General features: G+C 70.4%; 20 protein-coding genes. 6 read left to right on the top strand and 14 right to left on the bottom strand.

Going from position 1 to position 20,477, the window contains the following annotated elements; genetic code table 11:
- The first annotated feature begins 67 nt into the window (after nt 1–67).
- Nucleotides 68–730 (top strand): GntR family transcriptional regulator, encoded by a 663-nt coding sequence (locus ACFY1H_RS43340; protein WP_386955971.1) that lies wholly within the window; start codon nt 68–70, stop codon nt 728–730.
- Here the strand turns inward: ACFY1H_RS43340 and ACFY1H_RS43335 are convergent.
- The 4 genes from ACFY1H_RS43335 to ACFY1H_RS43320 all read right to left on the bottom strand — a co-directional run bounded on the left by ACFY1H_RS43335 (nt 727) and on the right by ACFY1H_RS43320 (nt 4,098).
- A complete protein-coding gene (locus ACFY1H_RS43335) occupies nt 727–1,992 on the bottom strand; it encodes an MFS transporter (protein WP_386955969.1) in 1,266 nt (421 codons plus the stop codon). The genes ACFY1H_RS43340 and ACFY1H_RS43335 overlap by 4 nt on opposite strands.
- Complete coding sequence (locus tag ACFY1H_RS43330; RefSeq protein ID WP_386955968.1) at nt 1,989–2,519, bottom strand: ArsR/SmtB family transcription factor; 531 nt, start codon at nt 2,517–2,519, stop codon at nt 1,989–1,991. The genes ACFY1H_RS43335 and ACFY1H_RS43330 overlap by 4 nt, the downstream gene beginning before the upstream one ends.
- Before the next feature lie 89 nt (nt 2,520–2,608).
- On the bottom strand, nt 2,609–2,746 hold the full coding sequence (locus ACFY1H_RS43325) for a hypothetical protein (RefSeq protein ID WP_366583909.1): 138 nt from the start codon (nt 2,744–2,746) through the stop codon (nt 2,609–2,611).
- Nucleotides 2,746–4,098 (bottom strand): OFA family MFS transporter, encoded by a 1,353-nt coding sequence (locus ACFY1H_RS43320; RefSeq protein ID WP_366583910.1) that lies wholly within the window; start codon nt 4,096–4,098, stop codon nt 2,746–2,748. Before ACFY1H_RS43320 ends, ACFY1H_RS43325 begins: the two co-directional genes overlap by 1 nt.
- Before the next feature lie 122 nt (nt 4,099–4,220).
- Here ACFY1H_RS43320 and fdhD point away from each other — a divergent pair, with 122 nt between their 5' ends.
- Nucleotides 4,221–5,045, top strand: a complete 825-nt coding sequence (gene fdhD, locus ACFY1H_RS43315; RefSeq protein WP_366583911.1) for a formate dehydrogenase accessory sulfurtransferase FdhD — start codon at nt 4,221–4,223, stop codon at nt 5,043–5,045.
- 10 nt (nt 5,046–5,055) lie between these two features.
- On the opposite strand, the gene ACFY1H_RS43310 is transcribed toward fdhD, so the two are convergent.
- Nucleotides 5,056–6,417 (bottom strand): carotenoid oxygenase family protein, encoded by a 1,362-nt coding sequence (locus tag ACFY1H_RS43310; RefSeq protein ID WP_386955967.1) that lies wholly within the window; start codon nt 6,415–6,417, stop codon nt 5,056–5,058.
- A gap of 624 nt (nt 6,418–7,041) precedes the next feature.
- Between ACFY1H_RS43310 and ACFY1H_RS43305 the strand changes: the two genes are divergently transcribed.
- Nucleotides 7,042–7,932, top strand: coding sequence for an alpha/beta hydrolase (locus tag ACFY1H_RS43305; RefSeq protein WP_386955966.1), 891 nt, complete (start codon nt 7,042–7,044; stop codon nt 7,930–7,932).
- A 19-nt stretch (nt 7,933–7,951) separates the two neighbouring features.
- Here the strand turns inward: ACFY1H_RS43305 and ACFY1H_RS43300 are convergent, their stop codons facing one another.
- The 8 genes from ACFY1H_RS43300 to ACFY1H_RS43265 all read right to left on the bottom strand — a co-directional run bounded on the left by ACFY1H_RS43300 (nt 7,952) and on the right by ACFY1H_RS43265 (nt 14,359).
- Entirely contained in the window at nt 7,952–8,161 is a 210-nt protein-coding gene (locus ACFY1H_RS43300) for a hypothetical protein (RefSeq protein WP_366583914.1), read from the bottom strand.
- Nucleotides 8,162–8,297: 136 nt separating this feature from the next.
- On the bottom strand, nt 8,298–8,651 hold the full coding sequence (locus tag ACFY1H_RS43295; RefSeq protein ID WP_386955965.1) for a hypothetical protein: 354 nt from the start codon (nt 8,649–8,651) through the stop codon (nt 8,298–8,300).
- Between the two features lie 145 nt (nt 8,652–8,796).
- Nucleotides 8,797–9,210: a hypothetical protein gene (locus ACFY1H_RS43290; protein WP_366583916.1), complete on the bottom strand. Its 414-nt coding sequence runs from the start codon at nt 9,208–9,210 to the stop codon at nt 8,797–8,799.
- Between the two features lie 77 nt (nt 9,211–9,287).
- Nucleotides 9,288–10,583 carry an ATP-dependent Clp protease ATP-binding subunit ClpX gene (clpX, locus tag ACFY1H_RS43285; protein ID WP_360600373.1) on the bottom strand — a complete coding sequence of 432 codons (1,296 nt, stop codon included), beginning with the start codon at nt 10,581–10,583 and terminating at the stop codon, nt 9,288–9,290.
- 234 nt (nt 10,584–10,817) lie between these two features.
- The gene (locus tag ACFY1H_RS43280; RefSeq protein ID WP_220242917.1) at nt 10,818–11,471 is read right to left on the bottom strand and encodes an ATP-dependent Clp protease proteolytic subunit; all 654 of its coding nucleotides are present in this window, start codon (nt 11,469–11,471) and stop codon (nt 10,818–10,820) included.
- A gap of 25 nt (nt 11,472–11,496) precedes the next feature.
- A complete protein-coding gene (locus ACFY1H_RS43275) occupies nt 11,497–12,096 on the bottom strand; it encodes an ATP-dependent Clp protease proteolytic subunit (RefSeq protein ID WP_366583917.1) in 600 nt (199 codons plus the stop codon).
- A gap of 142 nt (nt 12,097–12,238) precedes the next feature.
- Nucleotides 12,239–13,627: a trigger factor gene (tig, locus tag ACFY1H_RS43270; RefSeq protein WP_366583918.1), complete on the bottom strand. Its 1,389-nt coding sequence runs from the start codon at nt 13,625–13,627 to the stop codon at nt 12,239–12,241.
- A 138-nt stretch (nt 13,628–13,765) separates the two neighbouring features.
- Nucleotides 13,766–14,359, bottom strand: a complete 594-nt coding sequence (locus ACFY1H_RS43265) for a TetR family transcriptional regulator (RefSeq protein WP_386955963.1) — start codon at nt 14,357–14,359, stop codon at nt 13,766–13,768.
- A gap of 144 nt (nt 14,360–14,503) precedes the next feature.
- On the opposite strand from ACFY1H_RS43265, the gene ACFY1H_RS43260 reads away from it, so the two are divergent.
- Entirely contained in the window at nt 14,504–16,570 is a 2,067-nt protein-coding gene (locus ACFY1H_RS43260) for a fatty acid desaturase (RefSeq protein WP_386955962.1), read from the top strand.
- Nucleotides 16,567–17,397, top strand: coding sequence for a fructosamine kinase family protein (locus ACFY1H_RS43255; RefSeq protein ID WP_386955961.1), 831 nt, complete (start codon nt 16,567–16,569; stop codon nt 17,395–17,397). Before ACFY1H_RS43260 ends, ACFY1H_RS43255 begins: the two co-directional genes overlap by 4 nt.
- 517 nt (nt 17,398–17,914) lie before the next feature.
- On the opposite strand, the gene ACFY1H_RS43250 is transcribed toward ACFY1H_RS43255, so the two are convergent.
- Entirely contained in the window at nt 17,915–18,502 is a 588-nt protein-coding gene (locus ACFY1H_RS43250; protein ID WP_386955960.1) for a hypothetical protein, read from the bottom strand.
- Between the two features lie 176 nt (nt 18,503–18,678).
- Between ACFY1H_RS43250 and ACFY1H_RS43245 the strand changes: the two genes are divergently transcribed.
- Entirely contained in the window at nt 18,679–20,169 is a 1,491-nt protein-coding gene (locus ACFY1H_RS43245; RefSeq protein WP_386955959.1) for a sensor histidine kinase, read from the top strand.
- Nucleotides 20,170–20,477: the final 308 nt, after the last annotated feature.

The raw sequence follows: 20,477 nt of genomic DNA, 5'->3' as shown, positions 1-20,477 counted from the left end.
GCTCTCCTTCGGCTCACGGTGGCTCCCCCACCTTGAAGTGCTCATGTCCGAATGTCAACATTGACCGATGGAGCCCCTGCAGAAGGCCGCCCGGCGCGGCCTCGCCGAGGAAGCGGCCGACCGCGTGCGCGACGCGATCTTCGCCGGCCACTTCCCGCCCGGCGCGCCCCTGCGCGAGGTCGAGCTCGCCGCGGCGCTGGAGGTCAGCCGCGGCTCGGTCCGCGAGGGCCTCGCCCTGCTCACCCGCGAGGGCCTCGTCCGCGGCGGCTGGCACCGCCCGACCACGGTCGTCGAGGTGACCGCGGTGGACGTCGAGGAGGTGTACTCCGTGCGGGCCGCACTCGACCGCCTGGCCGCGGTCACGGCTCGCACGCGGTCCACTGTGGACGATCTGGCCGCCCTGGACGACCTCGTCACGGCCCTGTCGTCCGCGGTCTCGTCCGGCGCGGACGGCCCGCAGTTGCTGGCGTTGGACATCTCGTTCCACGACCGCGTCTACGCGGCCGCAGGCAACCGTCGCCTGACGGAGGCGTGGGAGGCGGTGCGTTCGCAGGTGTTCCTGTTCCAGCTGCAGCGCGTGTCGCTGGGCGGCTCGCAGTACCGCTCCCACGTCGTCGCCGAACACCGCGAACTGGCGGCCCTGATCCGGGGCGGCGACGCGGCCGAGCTGGACCGCGTCGCCGCCGACCACGTGGACTCCGCGCGGCGCCGGCTGCTGGCGGAGCTCTAACCGTCCACTCTGGACTCCAGCGCCGCTTTCACCTTGGCGTTGCTGGTCATGCTCATCGTCACCACGGTCATCGTCAGCAGAACCGCCGCGGCGGCGAAGTACGGGGTGCGCAGGCCCGCCGCCGAGGCGAGCCAGCCGCCCAGGAGCGCGCCGAGGGGGCCGGCCGACAGGGCGACCAGACGGGAGGCCGCGGCGACCCGGCCCATGAGCCGGCCCGGGACGATCGCCTGGCGCAGCGACCAGCCGAGCACCATGGTGGTGGCCATGGCGCAGCCGCAGAGGGCGAACATGGCGCCGGCGAGCCACGGGTTGCCCGCGAGTCCGAAGACGAGGATGGACGCGCCCTCCACGACGGCCGTCAGGGTGAGCGCCGTGCCCGTGCCGAGGAGTTTCTCGAGCGGTCCCGCCACGACCATCGCGCCCAGCAACCCGCCGACGGCGTCGGCGGCGAGCAGGAAGCCGTAGCCGACCGCGGACAGGCCCAGCGTGTCCTGCGCGAACAGCACCAGCACCGCGCCCACCGCGCCGAACGCCAGGTTGCCGACCGCCGGCCGCAACGCCAGCCCGAGCAGCAGCCGATCCCGGACGACGTACCCGAACCCCTCCCGCGCGTCCGCCCACACGCCGCGGCCCTCGACCCGCTCGGGCACCGGCGCCGGCGGCAACGTCCGGATCAGCAGCGCACTCGCCACGAACGACACGGCGTCCACCAGGAACGGCATCGTCCGCGCCAGCGAGAACAGGAAGCTGCCCACCGGCGGCCCCGCGAACTGCCCGGCCGCCGTCGACGCACCCCGCAGCCGCCCGTTGGCGCGGCGCAGCAACGTCTGGTCGCGCCCGAGCAGGTCCGGCAGGTAGGCCTGCGAGGCCACGTCGAAGAACAGCTCCCCCACGCCCAGCAGGAACGCCAGCGCCAGCAACGCCGGGATCCCCAGCGCCCCGACGGCCCCCGCCACCACCGCGAGGGCCAGCAACAACGCCTGCCACAGATCCGCGACCCACATCGTCCGCCGCCGGTCCCACCGGTCCACCAGCGCGCCCGCCACCAGCCCCACCACCAGGTGCGGCAAGACCATCGCCACCGACACCAGGCTGATCACCACGGGATCCTTGCTCAACGCCACCGCGAACAACGGCAGCGCCGCCGCATACGCCCCGTCCCCCAACGCCGACACCGTCGCCGCTCCCCACAGCCGCGCGAAGGCGGGCGGCATCTTGGGCGCCGCACCCGAGCGGCGGAGAACACGCACCATCACGCTCATCGCGCCGCCCCCTCGCCGGGCCGGAAGAACGCCACCGCGACCGTCGCGGCGGGTTCGTCCGGTTCGCGGGCCGCCTGCATCTCGTCGAGCAGCGCGCCCAGGCGGCGCTCGAACTCCGCGTAGCGGGACTCCCCCAGGCGCAGGTGCGCCATGCGCACGTACCGCGCCCCCTCCGGGGCGGTGGCCAGGTCGTCGATCGCGTGCTGCAGCAACACGTCCCGCTGGCCGGGTGCCGGGTCGGGCAGCACCACGGACTTCGCGACCATGCCGTAGTAGCGCTCCACCACGCCACGCACCTTGCGCGTCCGGACGACGTGGATCAGACCGGCGCGTTCCAGCACCCGGACGTGATAACTCGAGCTCCCTTTCGCGAGGTCGAGGCGCGCGGCGATCTGCGTGATCGTCGCGGGCCCGTCGCGCAGCACGGCGAGCACGCGGTGGCGCACCAGGTTGTTCACCGCGCGCAGTTGTTGAGTGGTCCGCACCTCGACGCTGTCGGAGGGCGGAACGTAGTCGTCCCCAGTCACGAGGAGCAATGGTCAACGACTCTTGACCATTTGTCCAGTGAAAAACCCCCGGAAGGATCCGGGGGTTCTCACGGAACGAAAGTGACCGATCAGCTGCTGAACAGGTCGATGACCTTCAGGATCAGCTCGTAAACGCCGTACACGAACGGCACCAGCACCCACAGCCAAGCGACCACGAGCAGCGCGGTGCGCCCGGCCGGGCGTCCTTCCACGTTCGGTGCGCTCATCACGCCTCACTCCCCACCTGGGTGCTCGCCACGGGTTCGTGGAACTTCGCCTTGACCGGCCGCACGAACTCGTTGGCGATGAAGCCGACCACGAGCAGTGCGATCATGATGTAGAACGACGTCGCGTAGAGGTCCGGACCACTCTTGCCCGCGGACTTCTCGCTGTCGGCGATGCCGTCGACGATCAGCGGCCCGAGCACACCGGCGACCGACCACGCGGTGAGCAGCCGGCCGTGGATGGCGCCGACCTGGTAGTTGCCGAACAGGTCCTTCAGGTACGCCGGGAGCGTCGCGAAACCGCCGCCGTAGAACGAGAGGATCAGCATCGCGCACAGCACGAACAGCAGCTTCGACGAGTTCGTGGTCAGCGCGATGATCAGGTACAGCACCGCGCCCACGCCGAGGTAGAAGCGGTAGATGTTCTTGCGCCCCACCAGGTCCGAAGTGGACGACCAGACGAACCGGCCGAGCATGTTGGTGAGCGAGAGCATCGCGACGAAACCGGCGGCGGCGGCCGTGCTGACCGGAGCCGAGGTGCCCTTGAAGAAGTCCGTGATCATCGGCGCGGCCTTCTCCAGGATGCCGATGCCGGCGGTCACGTTGAGGCACAGCACGATCCACAGGCACCAGAACTGCGGTGTCTTGAGCGCGTTGGCGGCCGAGACGTTGTGCGTGGAGACGAGCTTCCGGGTCTCCAGGACCTTCGGCTCCCAGCCGGCGGGCTTCCACCCGTCGGCCGGCACGCGCACGATCAGCACGCCCATCGTCATGAACACCGCGTAGACGATGCCGTGGATCAGGAACGCCACCGCGATGTCGCTCGCGGTCGGCGTCGAGCCGAGCATCGCCGAGGACCACGGCGAGGCGATGAGCGCGCCGCCGCCGAAGCCCATGATCGCGATGCCCGTGGCCATGCCGGGCCGGTCGGGGAACCACTTGATCAGCGTCGACACCGGTGAGATGTAGCCGATCCCGAGGCCGATACCGCCGATCCCGCCGTAGCCCACGACCACGAGCCAGAACTGCCCGGTGGCGACGCCGAGCGCCGCCACGAGGAAGCCGGCGCCGAAGCAGATCGTCGCCACGAACATGGCCCAGCGCGGGCCGTTCTTCTCCACGAGCGTGCCGCCGAACGCCGCCGACAGGCCGAGCATCACGATGCCCAGCTGGAACGGCAGCCCGGACTCCGTGCCCGAGAGGTGCATGGTTTTCTCGAGCGGCGTTTTGAACACGCTCCATGCGTACGCTTGACCGATCGAGAGATGTATCGAGAGCGCTGCGGGTGGGACCAGCCAACGGGTCCAGCCGGGCGGTGCGACGATACGAGAGCGGGCCAGGAAGCCGAGGGCCATCGTCAGACTCCTCCGAACTGTGAGGTGATGCTGGGAATGTATTACTTATTCCCCGACGTTGCATCGGCTGGGTGTCGTAGATCGTCTGCGCACGTCTTCAAAGGCCGTTGAAAGGTGGACAGATGGGCAGGGTGACCGTCCGGCGACCGGTGCGGAGGATTTCCTCGACCGGTGAACGTCGTCGCCCCGACTCACTGGCGGCCGAGGAGCCGTTGGAGATCCGGGTCGGCGGCAAAGCACTCGCGGTGACGATGCGCACTCCGGGTCACGATGTCGAGCTGGCCCACGGCTTCCTGTTGTCGGAGGGCGTGCTCGGGTCCCGCGAGGACATCGCGGCCGCGCGTTACTGCGACGGCGTCGACGACCAGGGGCGCAACACCTACAACGTGCTCGACGTGACACTCGCGCCCGGAGTGGCACCTCCGGATGTCGGGGTGGAGCGCAACTTCTACACCACGTCCTCGTGCGGCGTCTGCGGCAAGGCCGCGCTCGACGCCGTGAAGCTGAAGAGCCGCTTCTCGCCCGCGGACTCGCCGTTCGAGGTCAAGACCGACGTGCTGGTGAAGCTCCCGGATACGTTGCGGGAACAACAGAAGGTGTTCAAGTCCACTGGCGGGCTGCACGCGGCCGCACTGTTCACTCCGGACGGTGAGCTGGAGGTCGTGCGCGAGGACGTGGGGCGGCACAACGCCGTGGACAAGGTGCTCGGGTGGGCCGTGCAAGCCGGCCGGATCCCCGCGCCCGACTGCGGGCTGCTGGTTTCCGGCCGGGCCTCGTTCGAACTGGTGCAGAAGGCGGCGATGGCCGGGATCGGCCTGCTCGCCGCCGTGTCCGCTCCGTCCTCTTTGGCCGTTGAGCTGGCGGAGGAGAACGGCATGACGCTCATCGGTTTCCTGCGTGGCGACAGCATGAACCTCTACACGGGCGATCAGCGGGTGCTGACGTAGGCCGTTCGGGCTAGCCGATCGGCACCCAGTTGCCGTGGAAGCCGTGGGGCACCCGGTCGGGCAGGTGCACGGCCGCGACGGGCTCCAGCGTTCCCGCGTCGAGCAACGTCAGGTCGCTGCGCTGGGTGGCTGCGTCGAAGACGAAACCCATGAGCACGCCTTCGTCCTCGGCAGCGTCCACACGGGACGGAACGAACACGAACTCGCCGGGCACGCGGCCGGGCCCGAATCCGTGCCGCTGGGCGGTCCCGGTGCGCAGGTCGTGCTTGTACACGGCGCCGGTGAGGTTCGAGAGCCCGTCGACGGCCACGGCGTAGCCGTAGCGGTGCGCGCGCCCGACGCGACGCTCGTCGACGCGCGGGAACTCCTGGCCGTGCTCGTCGATCCGCTCTTCGAGGACCTTGCCCGCCCCGAGGTCGACGGTCCAGCGGTCGAGTGTCGGCTCGCCTTCGGTCGGGCCGTGCACGCCGTGGTCGAACACCTTGGGGTGGCGCACGACGTGCAGGACGATCCGGTCACCGTCGTCGTAGGCGTTGAGCGGGTGGAAGACGTAGCACGGCTCGACGTCGAACCAGCGCACGTCCGCGTTGTCCCCGTCGCGCGGCATCACGCCGACGCGCGCCGGGTATTCGGGGTTCCAGCGGTACGGCAGTGAGCTCACGCCCCGGCCGGAGCGCGCCGTGACCGGGTCGGGCATGTCGACGCGGGCCGGCGTCTGGTTGAGGTCGAAGGTCACGGGCAGGTCGTAGAAGATCACGTGTTTTTCGGTCAGTGAGAAGTCGTGCATCATCGGCTGGCCGGTCACCTCGATGTCCACGACGCGCCGCGCCCGCCCGTCGGTGCCGACGACCGAGTACCGCACGCGGTTGCCCAGCCCGAACGTGTAGGTGACGGCGTGCAGCTCGCCCGTGGCCGGGTCGCGCTTGGGGTGGGCTGTGTAGCCGCCGGGCAGCGTGCCGTCGAAGTCGCACGCGCCGACGGTGTCGAGCTCCTCGGTGAGCTCGTAGGTCGGCAGGCCGCCCTCGATGAGCGCCAGCGTGCGCCCTGCGTGCCCGATGACGTTCGTGTTGGCCCCGATGCCCATGTTGGGCGCTTCGGGGCCTTCCCCCAGCAACCCCGCGACGTGCGGCGTGCGGATCCAGCGGTTGCGGTACCACTCGGCCCGCCCGTCCCGCAGGCGGACGCCGTGGACCATGCCGCCCCCGAGGAACCAGTGGTAGCTCTCAGGGTCTTGGCGCGCGAGCGGGTTGGGCCCGTTGCGCAGGTAGCGGCCGTCGAGGTAGCCGGGCAGCTCCCCGGTCACGTCGAGCCGCGTGGCGGTGTGCTCGTGGGTGACGGGGGCGAAGTTGCCTTCGAGGAACTGGTTGGTCATGGTCGCGGTCCTTTCGTAACAGTGTTATTCATTGATAACAGAGTTATGGAACACTGGCAAGGCCCGGGTTTTCAGAACTGGCGCCGGGGCCGCGGACTCTGCACGATGATCGGTGGCACCCGGCAACGCGCGGATGGTGAGCTGCGTCCAGGTGGGTGGGAGTTTCGTGCGTGTGGCGTGGTCCGGGACGGAGGCCGAGGTGGACGGAGGGGTGAACCGCCGGGTCGTGCTCGCCTCCGGGGCGACTGCCGGGCAGTGCTGGTCTTCGGATGAACGACGTCTCCCCCTTCGCGGAGACGGCGTGAATCCCGCCGCCGGCACCGCGGCCGGAATCGCCGGGCCGGAGGCCGCGGTCGGCGGACGAACAACTGCTCCCCGGTACTCGCTGCCAGGCTCCGGTTCCACCGGCACCGTCCGCGCACTCGTCGGCGAACCGACCGCAGCACGGTGCCCGCGGTCAGCGCGACGCGGCTCGTCAGGTGAACGGCGAGGCCGCCAGCCTCGCCCCTGGTGCCGTGTGAACGGCCGCACCAGCCGGCGCACCGCGCTCTCCGCCGGCCCGGCTGCCGCGGGGCTCACGCCGCTCGACCGACTGAGTGCCCGAGGCCTCGCCGGCGGTGCCGCATGAGCGGCCGCGTCAGCCGGCGCACGGCGTTGGTCGCCGGGGTGGCCGGCCTGGGTGTCGCCGGGGTGGCGGCGGCGACCGCGGCGGGGCTGTCGCCGCTCGGGCAGGCGCTGGAGGTCCTCGGGGTCACCGCCGGGTCGCCGGTCACGCACGTCGGCTCGTTGCGCGTCGAGCGGGTGCATTCCGCCGCGCGGGGCCGCGACGTGGATCTGGTGCTGTTCCTGCCGAGCAAGAAGCCGCCGGCCGGGCTGCCGATGTCGCTCATGCTCCACGGCCTGCACGGAAACGCCCGCAGCGCCGCCCCCAGTGGTCTGCTCAAGCAGCTCGCCGCGGACGTCGCGCGCAAGGCCGTGCCCGCGCACGGCTACGTCGCCGTCGACGGAGGCGACAACTACTGGCACGAGGTCCGCCCCGGCGACGACCCCATGGCGATGCTGCTGGAGGAAGTCCCGCGCTGGCTCGCGGCGCGCGGCCTCGGCGGGGCGCACGGCCTGCCGTTCGCGTGCGCAGGCGTGTCGATGGGCGGCTTCGGCGCGATGGTCTACGGCCGGCGCCGCGCGGAGCGTCGCCAGCCGCCGGAGGCCGTCGCGGCGATTTCGCCGGCGTTGATCACGAACTGGCCCGAGATGGCCAAGCGCCACATCTTCACGGGCCAGACGGACTGGACGTCACTCGACCCGCTGCGCCACCTCACCGCGCTACGCGGCATCCCGACGGCCCTGTGGTGCGGCACGGAGGACTCCTTCATCACCGGCGTCCGCCGCTACATCGCGGCCACCCACCCGGCCATCGGCTACACGGCGAAGGGCATCCACAGCGACACGTTCTTCCACTCCGTCGTGCCGAGCCTGGTGAGCTTCGTCGGGAAGCACGTGCCCCGCGCGGTGTGAAGTCACGCGATCGCGCTCATCACCTGCTCACGCAGCCATTTGTGGCCCTTGTCGAAGTTCTGGCGGGCGTGCCGGACAGGTAGTACGGCAGCGGCCGCAGCACGCGCAGCTCCGGCGCGACGCCGGCCACCATCCGCTCCGGCGTCGACAGCACCAGGTCGGTCCCGACCACCGCGGCCGGCGCGGCGGCGTGCGACGGCAGAGTCAGCGCCGCGGCTGACGCATACAACCCATGGCAACTATGCCCGCGACGCAATCGCGGACGACGTTGTTACCGGATAACGGTTGTGCAGCAAGGGAAATCCGCTTCACCAGGACGAGCCGGCTTCCGGGCGATCCAAAAGCGACGGACGCCCCGCTCGAGATCAGCTCCGAGCGACCAGCACCAGCACGATCAACCCGGTCACCAACCCACCCGCCGCGAGGCCACTGCACCACGCCAGCCCGCGCAGGTCCCGCACGGTACGCGCCCGCCACAGCGCCCCCAGCGTGACCACGAACGGCAACACCGGCCACACCGCCCCCAGGTCGCCACGCCGCACCGCCACGACGAGCGCGAACACCACGAACAACCCCGCCAGCCCGCCCAGCGACCAGTACAGCTTCGGCGCCGCGAGCGCACTCCCCCGGAACACCCCGGAGCCGGACAGCCCGGTCCGGCGCGGGCCGAGGCCGAACTCGTCGGAACGCTCGTCGTCGGGCTGGTTCAGGAAGCTCATCCCGCCATCCAGCCCGCTCGCCTTCAGCCGCGCAACACGAAACCGATCAGCCTGGCCCGTGGGCCCGGCCTCCCGGGCGTGAACTCGCAGCACGCATCACCTCGGCCGGCTGCTGTGCCGATCGCTCAGCCGCTCAGCGCGAGCTTCAGGAAGAAACCCACCGAGCCACGACCGAGATCAGCCAGAACCCCACCATCGTCGCCAGTGCCGTCAGCAGGGCCCACCGCAGCTGCAGCCGGCGGGTGTCCGCGGCGCGCAGGAAGCGGAGGAAGTACCAGGCCAACGCGAACAGCGGCAGCGGGATCAGCGGCAGCGCCGACAGCCGGGTGCCCACCGCCACCAGGCAGACGACCGCGAAGACGGCCAGCATGATGTTGCCCGCGCGGTACAGCCAGGGGACGCGCGTCAGGATCGACGCGACGACGCGTTCACTCAGCTCGACGATGCCCACCGACGGGGCATCGTTCGAGGCCGGCGGGGGCGAAGCGGCGTCATCCACGTCCGGCACCGACGTGGTGGCGTTGTCCCCTGGGGCTGCGGTCAGCGGCACGGTTGTCATCCTGTCCATTATCGCGCGTGCCGCGAACAGCCTGGCAGCGGACTCCCGCAAACGGCTCAAGCCGATCGGCTAACGGCTCAGGCCGACTTCTCACCACGCTCGCTGCGAGCCCGCCGGGACGGCTGCCGCGCGACGATCGTGGGGTTCACGTTCTCCCGCACGGTCTGCTCGGTGATCACGACCTTCGCCACGTCGTCGCGGCTCGGGATGTCGTACATGACCGGCTGGAGGACTTCCTCCATGATCGCACGCAGACCGCGGGCACCCGTGCCGCGCAGCATCGCCTGGTCGGCGATGGCCTCGAGCGCCGTCTTGGTGAACTCCAGCTCGACGTTGTCCATCTCGAAGAGCTTCTTGTACTGCTTCACCAGGGCGTTGCGCGGCTGCGTGAGGATCGAGACCAGCGACTCCTTGTCCAGGTGGTTCACCGTGGCGACCACCGGGAGGCGGCCGATGAACTCCGGGATCAGGCCGAACTTGATCAGGTCCTCGGGCATCGTCTCGGAGAAGACGTCGCTGCCCTCGATCTCGGCCTTGGTGCGGATCTCCGCGCCGAAGCCGAGGCCGCGCTTGCCGACGCGCTCGTTGATGATCTTCTCGAGCCCCGCGAACGCACCGGCCACGATGAACAGCACGTTCGTGGTGTCGATCTGGATGAACTCCTGGTGCGGGTGCTTGCGCCCGCCCTGGGGCGGCACCGACGCCGTGGTGCCCTCGAGGATCTTCAGCAGCGCCTGCTGCACGCCCTCGCCCGACACGTCGCGCGTGATCGACGGGTTCTCCGACTTGCGGGCGATCTTGTCGACCTCGTCGATGTAGATGATGCCCGTCTCGGCGCGCTTCACGTCGTAGTCGGCGGCCTGGATCAGCTTGAGGAGGATGTTCTCGACGTCCTCACCCACGTAGCCGGCCTCGGTCAGCGCCGTGGCGTCCGCGATGGCGAACGGCACGTTCAGCAGCTTCGCGAGCGTCTGCGCCAGGTAGGTCTTGCCGGTACCGGTCGGCCCGAGCATCAGGATGTTGGACTTCGCCAGCTCGACGGGCTCGTCCTTGGAGTCCTTCGGCCCGGCCTTGTCGTCGGCCTGGATGCGCTTGTAGTGGTTGTACACCGCGACCGCGAGCGTCTTCTTCGCGTCGTCCTGGCCGATGATGTACTGCTCGAGGAACTCGCGGATGTCCGCGGGCTTGGGAAGCTCGTCGAGCTTCACCTCGCCGGCTTCGGCCAGCTCCTCTTCGATGATCTCGTTGCAGAGGTCGATGCACTCATCGCAGATGTAGACCCCGGGGCCGGCAATGAGCTTCTTCACCTGCTTCTGGCTCTTCCCGCAGAAAGAACACTTCAGCAGGTCGCCGCCGTCACCGATCCGTGCCATGGCCGTTGACCTCGTCCCCTCCGGTGCGCGGTACGCACCTGACACTGTCTTGCCGCTCCGACCGGGAGCCGGCTGCTTTCGCGCCGACCGACCGGAGCTTCACGCACTGCCACTGACGGTACCCGTCCGAAGCCGCGAGCGGGAACACCCGGGCGAGGAGAAGGCACGTCAGAGGTCGACACTAGACCAGAGAGCCGGTGCGTGTCGCCGATTCGACACGCACCGGCCCCGTGATCAGTTGGCGGAGGCCTTCCGGTACGGAAGGACCTCGTCGATCAGGCCGTAGGCCTTGGCCTCGTCGGCGGTCAGGATCTTGTCCCGCTCGATGTCGGCCCTGATCTGGTCGGGCTCCTTGTTCGTGTGCTTCGCCAGGATGACCTCCATCTGGCGGCGCACGCGCTGGATCTCGTTGGCCTGGATCTCCAGGTCCGAGACCTGCCCGTAGGTGCCCTCGGTGGCCGGCTGGTGGATCAGCACGCGCGCGTTGGGCAGCGCCATGCGCTTGCCCGGCGTGCCGGCCGCCAGCAGCACCGCGGCGGCCGAAGCGGCCTGGCCGAGGCACACCGTGGAGATGTCCGGGCGGATGTACTGCATGGTGTCGTAGATCGCCATCAGCGACGTGAACGACCCACCCGGGGAGTTGATGTAGATGCTGATGTCGCGGTCCGGGTCCTCGTGCTCGAGGTGCAGCAGCTGGGCCATCACGTCGTTGGCCGACGCGTCGTCCACCTGCACGCCGAGGAAGATCGTCCGCTCCTCGTACAGCTTGTTGTACGGGTTGGACTCCTTGACGCCGTAGCTGGTCCGCTCGACGTACGACGGCAGGATGTACCGCGACTGCGGAGTCTGCGGAGCCCGGAAGTCACCCGGGAGCCGGTAATTGCTCATGAGAGGTCTCCTGTGTGCTTCGCGCTCAGTTGTTCGAGGTGATGCCGGCCGACAGCACGTGGTCGACGAAGCCGTAATCCTTCGCCTCCTGCGCCGTGAACCAGCGGTCGCGGTCGCCGTCCTTGACGATCTGCTCGGTGGTCTGCCCGGTCTGCTCGGCCGTGATGCGGGCGAGCTCCTGCTTCCACTTGTTGTACAGATCCGCCTGGATCGCGATGTCGGACGCGGTACCGCCGACACCCGCCGACGGCTGGTGCATCAGGATCCTGGCGTGCGGGAGCGCGTACCGCTTGCCCGGCGTGCCCGACGAGAGCAGGAACTGCCCCATCGAGGCCGCCATGCCCATGGCGTACGTGGCGACGTCCGGGCGGATCAGCTGCATGGTGTCGTAGATGGCGAACCCGGCGGTGACCGAGCCACCCGGCGAGTTGATGTAGAACCGGATGTCGGACTCACCGTCGTCCGCGTCGAGCAGCAACAGCTGCGCGGTGATCCGGTTGGCGATCTCGTCGTTGACCTCGGAGCCGAGGACGACGATGCGCTCCTGGAGCAACCGCTCGAAGACCGAGTCGGTGAGGGTGAGTCCGGAGGTGCCGGTCCGCCCCTCGGGCATGTGCTGCTTCACGTCTGCCTGCCTTTTTCGCCGGCGGCGGCCCTTCGTCGTGTCGGCCACCGCTGTCGTGTTCAGATGCTTGAGATCTTGCAACCGACCCTAACGAACTCGGGCGGTGCGGAATGCCCGACACCGCCCAAGTTCGCTCACAGCGTCACTCCGCAGGGGTCGCGGCCGCTTCCTCGGTGACCTGCGTCTCGTCGCCGGCCGGGGCGTCGGCCTCGTCGGCACCGAACAGCTCGGTCAGGTCGACCTCCGCGCCCGAGGCGTCCTTCACGGTCGTGCCCCGGACCACCGACGCCAGCGCCTTGCCGCGGCGCACGTCGGCGTAGATCGCGGTCAGCTGGCCCGACTGCTGGGCGCGCTGCACGTACTCGTCCGGGCTGATGCCGAAGCGCTGGGCCTGGTACATGATGCGCTCGGTGAGCTCACCGTCGTTGACGGAGGTCTTCTCGTTGTCGGCGATGGTGTCCAGCAGCAGCTGGGTGCGCACCGCCTTCTCCGACTCCTCCTGGACCTCGGCGTTGAACTCGTCCAGGGTACGGCCTTCGGCCTCGAGCGCCTGGGCGAACTTTTGCTCGTCGTGGTCGAACGGGTGCACGGCGTCGTGCTTGCGGTTCTCGATCTCGGCCTCGAGCACCTTCTCCGGGATCGGCACCTCGGTGCGCTCCAGGAGGATGTCGAGGACCTTGTCGCGCGCCTGCACGCCCTGCTGCATCTTCTTCACGCGGCCGAGGCGCTCGCGAAGGTCGCTCTTCAGCTCGTCGATGGTGTCGAACTCGCTCGCGAGCTGCGCGAACTCGTCGTCGGCCTCCGGCAGCTCGCGCTGCTTGACCGACTGCAGGGTGACGGTGACCTCGGCGTCCTGCCCGGCGAACTCGCCGGCCACGAGCTTGGTGGTGAAGGTCTTCGTCTCGCCCTGGCTCGCGCCGACGATCGCCTCGTCGATGCCGTCCACGAGCTGGCCGGAGCCGATCTCGTAGGACAGGCCGGTGGTGGAGGCTTCCTCCACGGCCTTGCCGTCGACCGTGGCCGACAGGTCGATGGACACGAAGTCGCCGTTCTCGGCCGGGCGCTCGACACCGGTCAGGGTGCCGAAGCGGGCGCGCAGCTCGTCGAGCTGCTCGTCGACCTCCGCGTCGGTGGTCTCGACGTCGTCGACGCTCACCTCGAGGCCTTCGAGGTCGGGCAGCGCGATCTCCGGCCGCACGTCGACCTCGGCGCTGAACTCCAGGACGTCGCGGTCCTCGAGCTTGGTCACCTCGAACTCCGGCTGGCCCAGGGTGCGGACCTCGCCGGCGCGGACGGCCTCGATGTACTTGGCCGGAATGGCCTCGTTGACGACCTCGTCGAGCACCGGCGCACGGCCGATCCGGCTTTCCAGGACGCGAGCGGGCGCCTTGCCGGGCCGGAAGCCCGGGATGCGCACCTGTTCGGCGATCTTGCGGTAGGCGCGGTCGAAGTTCGGCTTGAGCTCGTCGAACGGCACCTCGACATTGATCTTGACTCGCGTCGGGCTGAGCTGCTCGACGGTGCTCTTCAAGGTCTTCTCCTCGAGCGGTAAACAATGGGGGTTGGACAGTCCCTCGGGACGGTCCCGGTCACCTGCCGACCGGGACGACCGAGTCTAGGCCCTTCGCCTCACCGGACCTGGTCGGGGGCACCCTGACACCCCTCCCGATCAGCGGTCGAGCATCCGCCCGAGCACCCAGCGCACGTTCGTGGCCGTCCGCCCGACCGGCCCGCCGGGCTGCACCACGTGGCTGAGCAGGAGCCGGACGAACGTCTCGGCGAAGACGGACCACTCCGCTTCCGACAGCCCGCGTTCCGGGTACTGCGCCCGCAGCACGGGCGTCACCGCGGTCACGGCGCGCTCCAGCACGGCCTGCGAACGCGTGGTGATGAGCGGCAACAGCTCGTCGCCGTCCTGGCCGCCCAGCACGGTCTTCAGCAGCGGGTTCACGCGCGCGGCCTCCACGATGTGGCAGAACGCGGCGGTGACGGCCTCGGCCGCGTCGCCCGGGTGGTGCGCGAGGATCTGGCCGACGGTGCCGGCGAGCTTGTCGGTCTCGCGCAGCACGAGGGCCTCGGCGAGCCCGGCCTTGGAACCCACCTCGTTGTAGACGGTCTGGCGGCTCACGCCGAGGTCGGCCGCGAGCCGGCCCATCGTGAGGTTCGCCCAGCCGCCCGTGCTGGTCAGCTCGGCCGCGGCCGCGAGCAGCCGCTCCCGCGAGCGCTCGCGCCCCGGGGACTCCTCGGCGACACCGGATTTCACGGGAAGTGAGCTTAGCGACGACGGCCTGCGCAGCCACTGACCAGGACGCACCCCTGAATCCGTGCCAAACCGATTTACAAACCCCGTGCGGTTGTCTAAGTTGTCAGCGCTTGGCCAGGAGCGATCGACCGAGGAGACCGCTCGATGCCCGTCGTCGACAGCCGGCTCGGCCCCGGGCAACAGCCTGCGGCGCCCGAGCGCGCCGCCGTGCCCAGTCCCCGGATCCCGCTCGCGCCCGCGTCACTGCCCACGCTCGCCCTGTTCGCGGGTGGCCTGGCGGTGTGGGGCACGGCGACGTGGCTGCTGTTGTGCGGCTTCGCGCCACTGTGGGTGACGATCCCGCTGCACGCGCTCGTCACGTTCACGATGTTCACCGTCGCCCACGAGTCGGCCCACCACGCGGCCGGGAAGCTCACGTGGCTCAACGAGGTGCTCGGCCGGCTGGCGATGCTGTTCGTGGCCGCGTACGGCTCGTTCCCGTTCCTGCGGTTCATCCACCTCGAGCACCACCGCAACACCAACGCCGACGCGAGCACCGATCCCGACGCGTGGACGTCGCAGGGCCCGTGGTGGCAGCTGCCGTTCCGCTGGCTGACGATCGACTTCTGGTACGTGCGCTTCTACTCCGGCCGCGTGCACGGCCGGCCCCGCGCCGAGCGCGCGGAGACGCTGGTGGCGCTGGTGGCGTTCGCCGCGATGGTGGTGACCGTGGTCGCGTGCGGCCACGGCTGGGAGCTGCTGGTGGTCTACCTGATCCCGCAGCGGCTGGGGCTCGCGCTGCTCGCGTGGTGGTTCGACTGGCTGCCCCACCACGGCCTGGCGGAGAACCGCTTCGGTGCCACGCGGGTGCGCGTGGGGCTGGAGTGGCTGATGACGCCGATCATGCTGTACCAGAACTACCACCTGGTGCACCACCTTCACCCGGCGATCCCGTTCTACCGCTACGTGCGCGCGTGGAACGACAACCGCGACGCGTACCTGGCGCGCGAAGTCCCGATCACCACGGCGTGGGGCCGCGAGCTGACGGCCGCGGAGTACCGCGCGTGGCGGCGGCTCACCGAGTGCTTCGAGAAGGAGCCCGCGCCGGAACCGTTGCGGCGCGGGCCGCGGCGCTTCCACGCGTTGCGGGTCCGGTCCGTGGCGCCGATCGCCCAGGACGCGGTGGTGATCACGTTCGACGTGCCCGCGGAGCTGGCCGAGACGTTCCGCCACGTGCCCGGCCAGCACGTGGTCGTGCGCACGAGGGTGGACGGCACCGTGGTGCGGCGCACGTATTCCGTGTGCTCCCCCGCGGGTTCGACGTCGTTGCAGATCGCGGTGAAACGCCGTGGGGGCGGCACTTTCTCGTCGTTCGCGACTTCGCGGCTGAAGCCGGGCGACGTCCTCGAAGTCCTGCCTCCTTCGGGCGGCTTCACGCTTTCGCCGTGCCCCGATCGCTCGGCGCACTACGTCTTGCTGGCGGCCGGCAGCGGGATCACGCCGGTGCTGTCGATCCTGTCCAGCGCCCTGCGCGCGGAGGCCCACAGCCGCGCAACTCTGTTGTACGTCAACACTTCCGGCGCGACGACGATGTTCGCCGACGAGATCAGCACGCTGGCCCGCGAGTGGGCCGGCCGGCTCCACGTGGTCCACTTCCGCACCGACGAACGGGATCCCGACCTGCACGCCCACCGTCCGGTGCGCCACTTCGACACCGTCGGCGAGGCGCTCGCCATTTCCCACGAGCGCTACCGCAGCGGCCGCCTCGACGCCACCCGGCTGCGCGCGTTGCTGCAGAACCGCCTCCACCCGGCCAAGGTCGACCAGTGGTTCCTCTGCGGCCCGCGCGGCCTGCTCGACATGGCGCGCCGCACCCTGCACGAGGCCTACGTGCCTGACGAGGACGTGCAGTTCGAGCTTTTCGCCGGCGCCCCGGCGCGCCGCCCGGAAGGTTCGCCGGCCACCCTGTCGGTCACCGTCGGGCGGCACGTGACGGACATCGTGACCAAGCCCGGCGAAACCGTCCTGGACGCTTCCTTGCGCGCGCGCCTCGACGTGCCGTATTCCTGCACGGGCGGCGCGTGCGGCAGCTGCGTCGCGAAGCTGGTGCGCGGGCGGGTGGACATGGACGTGCAGTACGCGCTCACCGAGGCCGACGTGGCGGACAACCGGATCCTGACCTGCCGCGCCCGCCCGACGACGCCCGAGCTGGCGGTCGATTACGACCGGTGAGTGCTGTTGAGGTGGTCACCCGGCTGACGGGTCTCGAGGTGGTGCGGACGCGCTCGTCGGGCTCCTTGGTGGAGGCCGAGGTGGCCGACGGGTGGGTGGTGGTGAAGCACGCACCCGGTGCGGCTGTCGCGGAGGCTTCGGGGTTGCGGTGGCTGGCTTCGGCTGACGCAGTGCCGGTGGTCGGCGTGCGGGGCTATGACTCCGATTGGCTGGTTCTGGATCGGGTTGCGGTTTCCGCCCCGACGGTGGCTGCGGCGCGTTCGTTCGGGGCCGGTCTGGCCCGGCTGCATTCGGCCGGGGCGCCGGCTTTCGGCTCACCGCCTCCGGGTGGCCCGGTGTCGGCGTGGATCGGGTCGGCCCCGATGGCGAACGTGACAGGCGCCGAGTGGCCGCAGTGGTATGCGGAGCAGCGGGTCCTGCCGTACGTGCGTCTGGCGGTGGACGGCGGGGTGCTGGACCTTGCCGAGGCGCGCGTGTTCGAACGGGCTTGTTCGCGGTTTTCTTCGGTCGCCGGCCCCGCCGAGCCTCCCGCGCGGCTACACGGGGATCTGTGGAACGGCAACGTCCTGTGGACTCCCGGCGGCGTCTGCCTCATCGATCCGGCCGCCCACGGTGGGCATCGCGAGACGGATCTCGCGATGCTCCGGCTGTTCGGCTGCCCGCACTTGGAGGAGGTGCTCGCGGCTTACGACGCGGCCGCGCCACTGGGTGATGGGTGGCGGTCGCGGGTGGGGCTGCATCAGCTGTTTCCGTTGCTGGTGCATGTTGTCTTGTTTGGACGGTCGTATGTTTCGCAAGCTCTTGCGGCGGCTCGGGGATTACTGTGAGGGTGGGCCATCTGTGGCTCCCTTCCTGAGCCGGGCCGCCGCTCACGGATGCTTTCTTCGGCGGTCTTGTTCCGCGTAAGCCCTTGCCTCAACCCGAAACCACTGCGGCGATGGCCCCTGACTGACTCTTGCCTGGCCCGGCAAGCTCGCGTTTCGGCTGTCGTGCGCCGCGCAAGCGCTTGCCGCGCCCGGGATGCGCTGAGACAGCCGCAAGGCGTGTGGCGACGGCCAGACACAGGCCGTCGCCAGCGGGCGCCACTCGCTCGCCGATCTTGCTCTTGGTTGCATCGCGTCGCGCAAGCCTCCACTGCGACGGTGCCATGACCGCGCGCCACCGGTCGCTGCCGGTTAGCGGGCGCCAGGTGTTTCCGCCGCTCGCCCGTCCCGGCCTTCGGTGTTGCGCCGCGCAGACCTTTCCGCGATGAGGTGCCGACATGAAGGCGGGCCGGCCATCGCTGCCGGTCGAGGCCAGCCCTGCCGGTTCGGTCGTGTGCGAAGCGAGCGACGCCCGCGGACCTTACTGTGACGGCGGGCCGTCCATGGCTTCCGTGACGGAGGTGGCGGTGGCCGTGTCGCCGGTGGTGGTGGCGATGACGGTGACCTTCTCGCCGGTGGTGATGCCCGTGGCGGTGGTGGAGTCGAGGGTGTAGGTCTTCGTGAAGCCGTCGTCGCTTCGGGTGGTGAGGGAGGTGGCGGAGAGGGCGGTGACGTTGCCGGTCTGGAGGAATTTCGTCACGTAGGCGCCGGTGTCGTCGGTGGTGGTGAATTCGCCGTGGAGGGCTTGGCCGAGGGCACCGGCGGGGCCGCCAGAGCCGACGGGGCCGCCGGTGCCGAGACCGCCCGGGCCTGCGGCGGTGGCCGTGCCGGCGTCGGCGGAGCTGCTCGCGATCCAGATCGCGGCGCCGCCGCCGACGGCGACCACTGCGGCGACCCCGCCGGCGACCCATTTGCGCCGCGGGCTGCTCGGCGTCGCGCGCTTCGGTTGTGGGCTGCTCGGCGCAGCGCCGTTCGGCTCCGGGTTGCTCGGCGTTGCGCCCTCCGGAGCCGGGCGGTTCGACACGGCGCCCCAGGTGGGAGTGGTGTCCTGAGTGGACTGTTCGGGCATCGTGTGCTCCTTACGGCTGAAGGGGAATGACCACCAACCGTCGAGGCGGACCCTGTGCCGGGGCTGTGGCTGCCGTCAGCCCCGGCTGTGACCCCGACTTTTCGGACACCCGACATCACAGCGGGCTCACAGGCAGCACACATGCGGCCCACACCCGGCGCCCGCACGCTCGTGGCATGACTCAGCGCGCGAGGACCCGCTTCGGGCGGCTGTCGTTGCGTGTGAAGCTGACCGTGGCGATCGTGGCGTTGCTGTCGCTGGTGTGCCTGGTGATCGGGGTGGTGAGCGAGTTCGCGTTGCGCGCGTTCCTCATCGACCAGACCGACGGGCAGCTCTACGCCGCCGCCGGGCGCGCGCAGGACTTCGCGACGCACGGCGGGCCGCTGGGCGGCCACAACCCGCTCGACGCGCCCGGGCAGGGCGCCGGCACCGTCAACGCCCACTTCTCCGGCGGCCGGCTCATCGACGGCGGCTCGCTCTCCCAGCACGGCCAGCGCGTCACGCTCACCGACGACCAGCTCGCGGCGTTGCAGAGCCTGCCGGCCGACGGCCGGGCGTACTCGCGCACCGTCGGCGACCTCGGCGACTACCGCCTCACCGCGACCCCGATCCCCGACGGCGTGGTGGTGACCGGCGTGCCGCTGGAACAAGTGCACCAGACGCTGCTCACCGTCGGCTTGATCCTCTTCGGCGTCGCGGCCGCCGGTGTCACGGGTGCGGCGTTCATCGGCGCGTTCGCGGTGCGGCGGACGTTGCGCCCGCTCGACCGCGTCGCCGCGACGGCCGCCCGCGTGTCCGAGCTGCCGCTGGACCGCGGTTACGTGGACCTGTCCGTGCGCGTCCCCGACGGCGACACCGACCCGCGCACGGAAGTCGGCCAGGTCGGCTCCGCGCTCAACCTCATGCTCGGCCACATCTCCGCCGCGCTCGAAGCGAGGCACGCCAGCGAAATGCGCGTACGCCGCTTCGTCGCCGACGCCAGCCACGAGCTGCGTACGCCCCTCGCCGCCATCCGCGGCTACGCCGAACTCGCCGGCCGCGGCCGCATGCACGTGCCCCCGGACGTCGCCCGGTCCCTGGCCCGCATCGAATCCGAGGCCGACCGCATGACGACGCTGGTCGAAGACCTCCTGCTCCTCGCCCGCCTCGACGCGGGCCGCCCCCTGGACGTCGCCGAAGTCGACCTGGCCCGCCTCGTCGCGGACGCCGTCGGCGACGCCCACGTGGCCGGCCCCTCGCACCACTGGGAGCTCCGCCTGCCCGACTCCCCCGTGCTCGTGCAGGGCGACGTCCAGCGCCTCCACCAGGTCCTGGCCAACCTGCTGGCCAACGCCCGCGTCCACACCCCACCCGGCACCACCGTCGTGACGTCGCTGGCCCGCTCCGCCGACGGCACCGCCGTCATCACCGTCACCGACAACGGCCCCGGCATCCCCCCGGACCTCCTCCCGGCCGTCTTCGAACGCTTCGCCCGCGGCGACTCCTCCCGCTCCCGCGCCGCCGGCTCGACCGGCCTCGGCATGGCCATCGCCGCGGCCGTCCTGGTGGCGCACCACGGGACCATCGAGGTGCACAGCATCCCCGGGCGGACGGAATTCGCCGTCCGGCTGCCGGTCGCCGTCCCCGCCCAGCGCACGGGCGAGCCCGTGGCGCAGATCGAAGCCTGACGCGGCGGCGAAAGCTCGCGGGAAAGCCCCGGACCACCGAGGTCCACAGCACGCCCCCCGAGTTCGCCGTGCGACCGCCGTCCGGCACGGCGCACAAGCAAGCTCGCGGCACAAAAGCCTGACGCCACGGCGACCGCACTCGTGACCCGCGACGACCGTCGAAGCCGCAGCACGCCCCGCCGCACCGAGTTCGCGTCCCTGTGCAACGCGCCCGCGAGCCCGCGCAGATCGAAGCCTGAATCCTCCCCCTACCACCCGTGATGTCCGCTCACGCTGTGACGTCGCGTCGCACAGGGGGTACACAGGGT

Origin of the sequence: Amycolatopsis sp. NPDC001319 (genome assembly GCF_042896185.1) — a bacterium.
Classification (GTDB): domain Bacteria; phylum Actinomycetota; class Actinomycetes; order Mycobacteriales; family Pseudonocardiaceae; genus Amycolatopsis.
This window is presented reverse-complemented; position numbering and strand designations above follow the sequence as displayed.